We start from the raw sequence: 6,658 nt of genomic DNA, 5'->3' as shown, positions 1-6,658 counted from the left end.
TTTTTCCGGGAGATACCACATGAGCGCGACCCTGCGGCAAGCGACGGGGTACGACTTGGACGCTCTCAATCGCCTCGAGCAGGTTGCCTTCAGCAGCGAGCGTTTCAGCCGTCGCCAGTTATGGCACCTGCTCAATCGTGCCAATGCCGAAACCCTGGTTGCCGAGGGCGATGACGGCCAACTGCTGGGTTACGGGACCCTGCTTTTTCGGTTTGGTAGCCGTCGTGGGCGGCTCTATTCCTTCTGTGTGCATCCTGTTGCCCGCGGTACCGGGCTGGGCAGGCAGCTGCTGGAGGCGCTGGAAGTGGCGGCCGGCGAACGAGGTGTCGAGCGGCTGATGCTTGAGGTGCGCGCCGACAACCGGGTGGCGCTGAGCCTCTACCGACGCATGGGATTTAGACTCGAGAGCTGGCTGGAGGCCTATTACAGTGACGGCTGTGCCGCCTGGCAGATGGTCAAGACGCTTGGCAGCCCTGTGCTCGATGCAACGGCTGAGTCCCCGGTGGAGCAAGCAGGCTGATAGAATTCAGCGACATTCATCGCTGACCAGGAGCCTTTCATGCCATCCTTCGATATCGTGTCCGAGTTCGACAAGCACGAAGCCACCAATGCCGTGGATCAGGCCAACCGCGAGATCCAGTCACGCTTCGATTTCAAGGGCGTAACCGCCAGTTTCGAGCTGAGTGGCGAGACGGTCTCCCTCGATGCCGATGTCGATTTCCAGCTCAAGCAGATGCTCGATGTGCTGCGTAACAAGCTGATCGCCCGCGGGATCGATGCCCGATGCATGGATATTCAGGACCCGGCGCTGTCCGGTGTGCGGGCCCGCCAGGATGTGACGCTCAAGCAGGGGCTGGATCAGAAGGAAGCCAAGGATATCTCCAAGCGTATCAAGGACAGCAAACTCAAGGTTCAGGCGCAGATCCAGGGTGACAAGGTCCGAGTCACCGGCAAGAAGCGTGATGACCTGCAGTCCATCATGGCATTGCTCAGGGGAGAGTCTGGCCCTGATCTGCCGCTGCAGTTCGACAACTTCCGGGATTGAGTCAGTCGGCAGAGTCCGGGCAGGGGACATGCTTTGTGGTCAGGGGTAGGGGCACCGTACAATGGGATCAATTCCTGAAAGGAGCCTTGCCGAATGTCCGAACCTCAGTCGATTCATCTCAGCGATTATCGCCCCCCTGCCTATCGCGTGATCCATACCGAATTGACCTTCGACCTTGATCCTTCGGCGGCCCGGGTGCGATCGCGCCTTCAACTGGAACGACATCCCGATAGTGAGAGCAATGCCTCGCTGGAACTCGATGGCGAACAGCTGAGACTCAAGCGTATCGCCATCGATGGTCAGCCACTCGGGGAAGACGAATACGAGGTCACCGCGAAGGGCTTACGGGTGCATCGGGTGCCGGAGGCCTTCCTGCTAGATACCCAGGTGGAGATCGCCCCCAGCGACAACACCGCGCTTTCCGGCCTCTACCAGTCCAGTGGCATGTACTGCACCCAGTGCGAGGCCGAGGGCTTCCGCCGTATCACCTTCTATCCGGACCGCCCCGACGTGATGGCCACGTTTTCCACCACGGTGATCGGCGATCGCCAGCGAGAGCCGGTTCTGCTGTCCAATGGTAATCCGGTGGAGAGGGGAGAGCTGCCCAACGACCGCCATTTCGTTACCTGGGAAGATCCCCACCCCAAGCCCTGTTACCTCTTTGCCCTGGTGGCCGGCGACCTGAAGAAGGTCGAGGACCGTTTCACCACCATGAGTGGTCGTGAGGTCGAGCTGCAGCTCTGGGTCGAGGAGGAGAACCTCGACAAGACCGACCATGCCATGGCCTCGCTCAAGCGCGCCATGACCTGGGACGAGAAGACCTATGGCCGGGAATACGACCTGGATCTCTTCATGATCGTGGCGGTCAACGACTTCAACATGGGGGCCATGGAGAACAAGGGGCTCAATATCTTCAACTCGGCGGCGGTGCTGACCCATCCACATACCGCCACCGATGCGGCCTTCCAGCGTGTCGAGGGTATCGTCGCCCACGAATACTTCCACAATTGGTCGGGCAACCGGGTGACCTGTCGTGACTGGTTCCAGCTCTCCCTGAAGGAGGGCTTCACGGTCTTCCGCGATCAGTGCTATAGCGCCGACACCAACTCTGCTCCAGTCAAGCGCATTCAGGATGTCTCCTACTTTCGCACCGCCCAGTTCGCCGAAGATGCCGGCCCTACCGCCCATCCGGTGAGGCCGGATCACTACATCGAGATCACCAACTTCTACACCCTGACCATCTACGAGAAGGGGGCCGAGATCGTGCGGATGCTGCGCAACCTTCTGGGGTGGGAGGATTTCCGGCGCGGCAGCGATCTCTACTTCGCGCGATTCGATGGCCAGGCGGTGACCATCGAGGATTTCGTCGGCTGTATGGCCGAGGTGTCGGGCCTTGAACTGGACCAGTTCATGCGCTGGTATTCCCAGGCCGGCACCCCGGAGATCGACGCCATCGGCGAGTATGATTATGCCACCGGAGAATATCGACTGGTGCTGCGACAGCGGACCCCGGCGACCCCTGGCCAACCGGAGAAGCAGGTGCTGCATATCCCCGTGAGAATGGGGCTGGTGGGCACCAAGTCCGGTCGCGACCTTTCCCTGACGCTGGATGGCCACTCCCTTGGCAAGGACACCGTGCTTCATTTGCGCGAGGACGAGCAGGAGTTCGTCTTCACCGATGTGGCCGAAGCCCCCGTTCCCTCACTGCTGCGTGGCTTCTCGGCCCCCGTCAAGTTGCGCTTCCCCTACGCCCGCGAGGATCTGGCCTTCCTGCTCCAGCACGACTCCGACGACTTCAATCGCTGGGATGCCGGTCAACGCCTGGCGATGCTCGCCCTGGATGACCTGATCGCCGCCCACCGCAATGGGGTTGAGAAGGTCATGGATATTCGTGTGGTCGAGGCCTTCCGAGGCTTGCTCGGCAAGGAGAGCGACGACAAGGCGGTTCTCGCCGAGATGTTGACCCTGCCCTCTGAGGCCTATATTGCCGAGCAACAGCCGCTGGTGGATGTGGATGCCATCCACGCCGCGAGAACCTTCGTCAAGCAAAGCCTGGCCAGGGTGCTGCGAGAGGAGTTCCTGCAACTCTACGAGAAGAACCGCCTCGACGCGCCCTATTCGCCGGACCCCGACCAGATCGCCTCACGCAGCTTGAAGAATGTGGCGCTCTCCTACCTGATGGCCATCGAGGACGAAACGAGTATCGAGCTTGCCCGGGAGCAGTATGCCGCCGACCACAACATGACCGATGTGCGCCATGCCCTGACCCTGCTGACCCACAGTTCCCGCGATGATATTGCCGACCCCGCCTTGCGGGCCTTCGCCGAGAAGTGGGCCCACGACCCCCTGGTCATGGACCAGTGGTTCAGTATCCAGGTGACACGCCCCCAGTCGAATGTGCTGGAGCGGGTGAAATTGCTGATGGAACATCGCGCCTTCTCGCTGAAGAACCCCAACAGGGTGCGAGCCCTGATCGGTGCCTTTGCAGGCCAGAATCGCGTCAATTTCCATCGGCCGGACGGCGAGGGCTACAAGGTACTGGCCGACGTGGTGATCGAGCTCAACCGGCTCAATCCCGAGATCGCCGCAAGACTGGTCGCTCCCTTGACGCGCTGGCAGCGCTTCGATGAGGTGCGCCAGGAGCGCATGAAGGCCGAACTGGAACGCATCCGTGCCGAGCGGCTCTCGCCGAATGTCTATGAGGTTGTCGAGAAGGCTCTGGCGTAATGGCCTTCAGCTTTGTTGGGCGTCCAGGATATCGAGCACAGCAGGAAATTCTCCGCCCAATCAATTGATCAGCCAGCTCAGCACCGTCACCCCCAGCAGCCACCAGATGAGCATGGTGACGAGGGCGGTGCGCATCAGCGCCGCCACTCCTTTCCAGAGCAGCCATAGTCCCAGCACCAGCACCAGCAGGCTGATCACTGTGATCGGTATGCCCAGGGAGTTGGATAGCCCCTGCATGAAACTGCCGGCCGCATCGTCGATGCCGTTGAAGAAGCCGGTCAGGCCATCGACGATGAAGCGGATGAATTCGCCGAAGGCGTTACCTATGAAGGTGAAGGCGTCGTCCATGGGGATGGGTTCCGGTATAGGGGAGCGTCGGCACGCCGAGGCCCGACAGGGCTTGCCTGCGGGACATAGACGTCAGGCGATGGGTTGAGTATCGCGACAAGAGGCTTGGGCTGGCAACCTTGGGGTGGCAAGTCGCTCACCCCAGTTGGCTGGCGCGGGACACGACGCCGGCCTCCTCGGCGGCGCTGTCGGCCAGTGCCCGGCCGGCCTCGTCATAGACGTGGAAGACCGCATTGGCACCCAGCTTGCGGATCGGCTCTATCTCCTCGGGGTACTCGACCACGGCGGTGATCCGGCCCGGGAACTCTCGGGAGCGCAGCTGTTTCAGGGCGAAGAGGTTGCCCGCATGGTGCGGCATGGCCAGCACCACCATCTGGACGTCCCGGGACATCAGCAGCTTGTCCCAGAAGTCCGAATCCACGGCATCGCCCTCGAGGATATTGAAGCCCCGAGCCGCCAGTTTCTTGACGCTCTGGGGGTTGCTGTCGATGCCCAGAACGTGAAGGCCATACTCCTTCTGCAAGCGACGATAGACGCTGCGGCCGATGCGCCCCATGCCCAGCACCACTGCCTCGGCGTCACCGACCTCGATGGGGCGATCGCTGGGCGAGAGCTCGCCGACGTCAACCGCCGGCAGCCTGGGCTCCAGCCAGCGATAGAGGTGCTCGCTGAAGCCGTTGAGGATCGCCGACAGGCCGAAGCTGATCGCCACCGCCAGGGAGATCACTACCAGCCAGTCCGCCGGGAGCCAGCCGCTTGACACCGCGATGGCACCCACGATGAGGCCGAATTCCGAATAGTTGGTCAGGCTGAGGGTGGCCAGCACCGAGGTGCGATGGCGCATCCGGAAACGCATGAAGACCCATTGGTAGATCACACTCTTCAGCGGCAGGATGAGGACCAGCAGCAGGGCGACGCTGAACATCTCGGCATTAGGCATGGCCGTCAGCCCGATGCTCAGGAAGAAGCCCACCAGCAGCAGCTCCTTGAGGCTGAACATCGAGCGGGCCAGGGTCTGTGCGGCGGGATGGGGCGCCAGCAGCAGACCGATGATCAGCGCCCCGAGATCCCCCTTCACGCCGACGGACTCGAACAGGGCGTAGCCGATGACCAGCGCCAGCAGCATGCCGAACAGCATCTGCATCTCGCCGTGGCCCAGCCGGTCCAGCAGGGCGCGCAGGGCGGGGGCGAGGGGGATCAGCAGCAAAAGGCCCAGGGCCCAGGGGGTCGGCAGCTCGCCGGTGGAGGCGGTGATGAAGAGTACCGCGAAGATGTCCTGCATGATCAGCACGCCGATGGCCAGGCGCCCGTAGGCGGTCTGGGTCTCGCTGCGCTTCTCCAGCACCTTGACCACGAAGACGGTGCTGGAGAAGGAGAGGGCAAAGCCCAGCAGGGCCAGGGTGTGCCAGCCGGTATCTGCCAGCAGCGTCAGGCCCAGCCACTTGAAGATGACCAGCAGCATCACCATCAGCAGGGTCGAGGCCAGCATGTGCAAGGAGGCGCCGCCCCAGACGTCCCGGCGCAGCAGGGTACGCACGTCCAGCTTCAGGCCGATACTGAACAGCAGCAGGGTGACCCCGATATCGGCCAGGATCTCGAGCAGCGGCGTCTTGTCGAAGCCCAGCGCATTGAGCGCGAAGCCGCCGGCAAGGAAGCCTACCATGGGCGGCAGCCGCAGTATCAGGGCGGTCACGCCGCCGATAAAGGCCGCGAGAAGAAAGGCCGGTTCGATCATGCACACTCCTTGTTCCGCAAGCTTCGGCAAGACAGATAGTGTAGGGAAGTCGTAAGGTTAATGGCATCCATGATTTGGTGTATGCCGTCGCGAGCCCTCCCGACGGCGTGGATTCAAGGTGACGATAGATCCCGCGGCGCTGTCGATGGCGGTAGGGTCAGCGTGTCCACTCCTCTCCCGACCGAGATGAGGCAAATGTCACCGGTCGGGCCTAAAGTAAATGGCAACCGCCCCAGGCGGACTCACTCCGTTCGACAAGGGAAGACGACATCATGAGCCTCTCGCTGATCATCCTCGTTGTGCTGCTGGGCACCCTGCTGATCCTGGCAGTGGTGTTGCTGATCCTCGTGGCGTCCCTGGTGGTTGCCCTGGCCGTGGTCCTGCTGGACGGTGGCCTTTACGTGGGTCAGCCCCTGGGTCGGGCCCTCGATCCAGGGCTCCTGGGCAGCGTTGCCCTGGGGGTGATCCTGGTGGTCGTCCTTGGGAGCCTGACACGCCATTTCCAGTTGCGTGCGGGTGGGTCGGCGGTGGCCGAGGCCCTGGGGGGAATGCCCTTGAATCTCGACACCCGGGATCACGATGAGCGCCAATTACTGAACGTGGTGGAGGAGATGGCCATTGCGTCGGGGATGCCGGTGCCGGAGGTCTATCTCCTGGAAGACCCGGGCATCAATGCCTTCGCCGCCGGACACGAGTCTCATGATGCCGCTATCGGTGTGACTCGCGGTGCCATCGAGACCCTGGACCGTGACGAACTGCAAGGGGTGATTGCCCACGAATTCAGCCATATCCTGCATGGTGAC

The 6,658-nt window shown here is 62.3% G+C and carries 6 protein-coding genes; 4 read left to right on the top strand and 2 right to left on the bottom strand.

What is annotated here, in order from left to right; translation table 11 throughout:
• The 3 genes from ACESMD_RS04045 to pepN all read left to right on the top strand — a co-directional run.
• A partial coding sequence (locus tag ACESMD_RS04045) for a GNAT family N-acetyltransferase (RefSeq protein ID WP_372610564.1) occupies positions 1-520 on the top strand: 520 nt, incomplete at its 5' end.
• A gap of 39 nt (positions 521-559) precedes the next feature.
• Positions 560-1,045, top strand: a complete 486-nt coding sequence (locus ACESMD_RS04040) for a YajQ family cyclic di-GMP-binding protein (RefSeq protein ID WP_372610562.1) — start codon at positions 560-562, stop codon at positions 1,043-1,045.
• Positions 1,046-1,138: 93 nt separating this feature from the next.
• Positions 1,139-3,772: an aminopeptidase N gene (gene pepN / locus ACESMD_RS04035; protein ID WP_372610560.1), complete on the top strand. Its 2,634-nt coding sequence runs from the start codon at positions 1,139-1,141 to the stop codon at positions 3,770-3,772.
• Between the two features lie 60 nt (positions 3,773-3,832).
• Here the strand turns inward: pepN and ACESMD_RS04030 are convergent, their stop codons facing one another.
• Both ACESMD_RS04030 and ACESMD_RS04025 read right to left on the bottom strand, forming a co-directional pair.
• Complete coding sequence (locus ACESMD_RS04030) at positions 3,833-4,120, bottom strand: hypothetical protein (protein ID WP_372610558.1); 288 nt, start codon at positions 4,118-4,120, stop codon at positions 3,833-3,835.
• A 136-nt stretch (positions 4,121-4,256) separates the two neighbouring features.
• On the bottom strand, positions 4,257-5,855 hold the full coding sequence (locus ACESMD_RS04025; protein WP_372610556.1) for a cation:proton antiporter: 1,599 nt from the start codon (positions 5,853-5,855) through the stop codon (positions 4,257-4,259).
• Between the two features lie 272 nt (positions 5,856-6,127).
• Here ACESMD_RS04025 and ACESMD_RS04020 point away from each other — a divergent pair.
• The coding region (locus tag ACESMD_RS04020) for a M48 family metalloprotease (RefSeq protein WP_372610554.1) at positions 6,128-6,658 on the top strand (531 nt) is incomplete at its 3' end.

The sequence above is a fragment of the Halomonas sp. genome, assembly GCF_041689495.1.
GTDB lineage: Bacteria > Pseudomonadota > Gammaproteobacteria > Pseudomonadales > Halomonadaceae > Halomonas.
This window is presented reverse-complemented; position numbering and strand designations above follow the sequence as displayed.

Bases quoted from the DNA above. Each gene is read 5' to 3' on its own strand.
- ACESMD_RS04030 (WP_372610558.1), bottom strand. From the start codon at position 4,120: ATGGACGACGCCTTCACCTTCATAGGTAACGCCTTCGGCGAATTCATC.
- ACESMD_RS04025 (WP_372610556.1), bottom strand. From the start codon at position 5,855: ATGATCGAACCGGCCTTTCTTCTCGCGGCCTTTATCGGCGGCGTGACC.
- ACESMD_RS04040 (WP_372610562.1), top strand. From the start codon at position 560: ATGCCATCCTTCGATATCGTGTCCGAGTTCGACAAGCACGAAGCCACC.
- pepN (WP_372610560.1), top strand. From the start codon at position 1,139: ATGTCCGAACCTCAGTCGATTCATCTCAGCGATTATCGCCCCCCTGCC.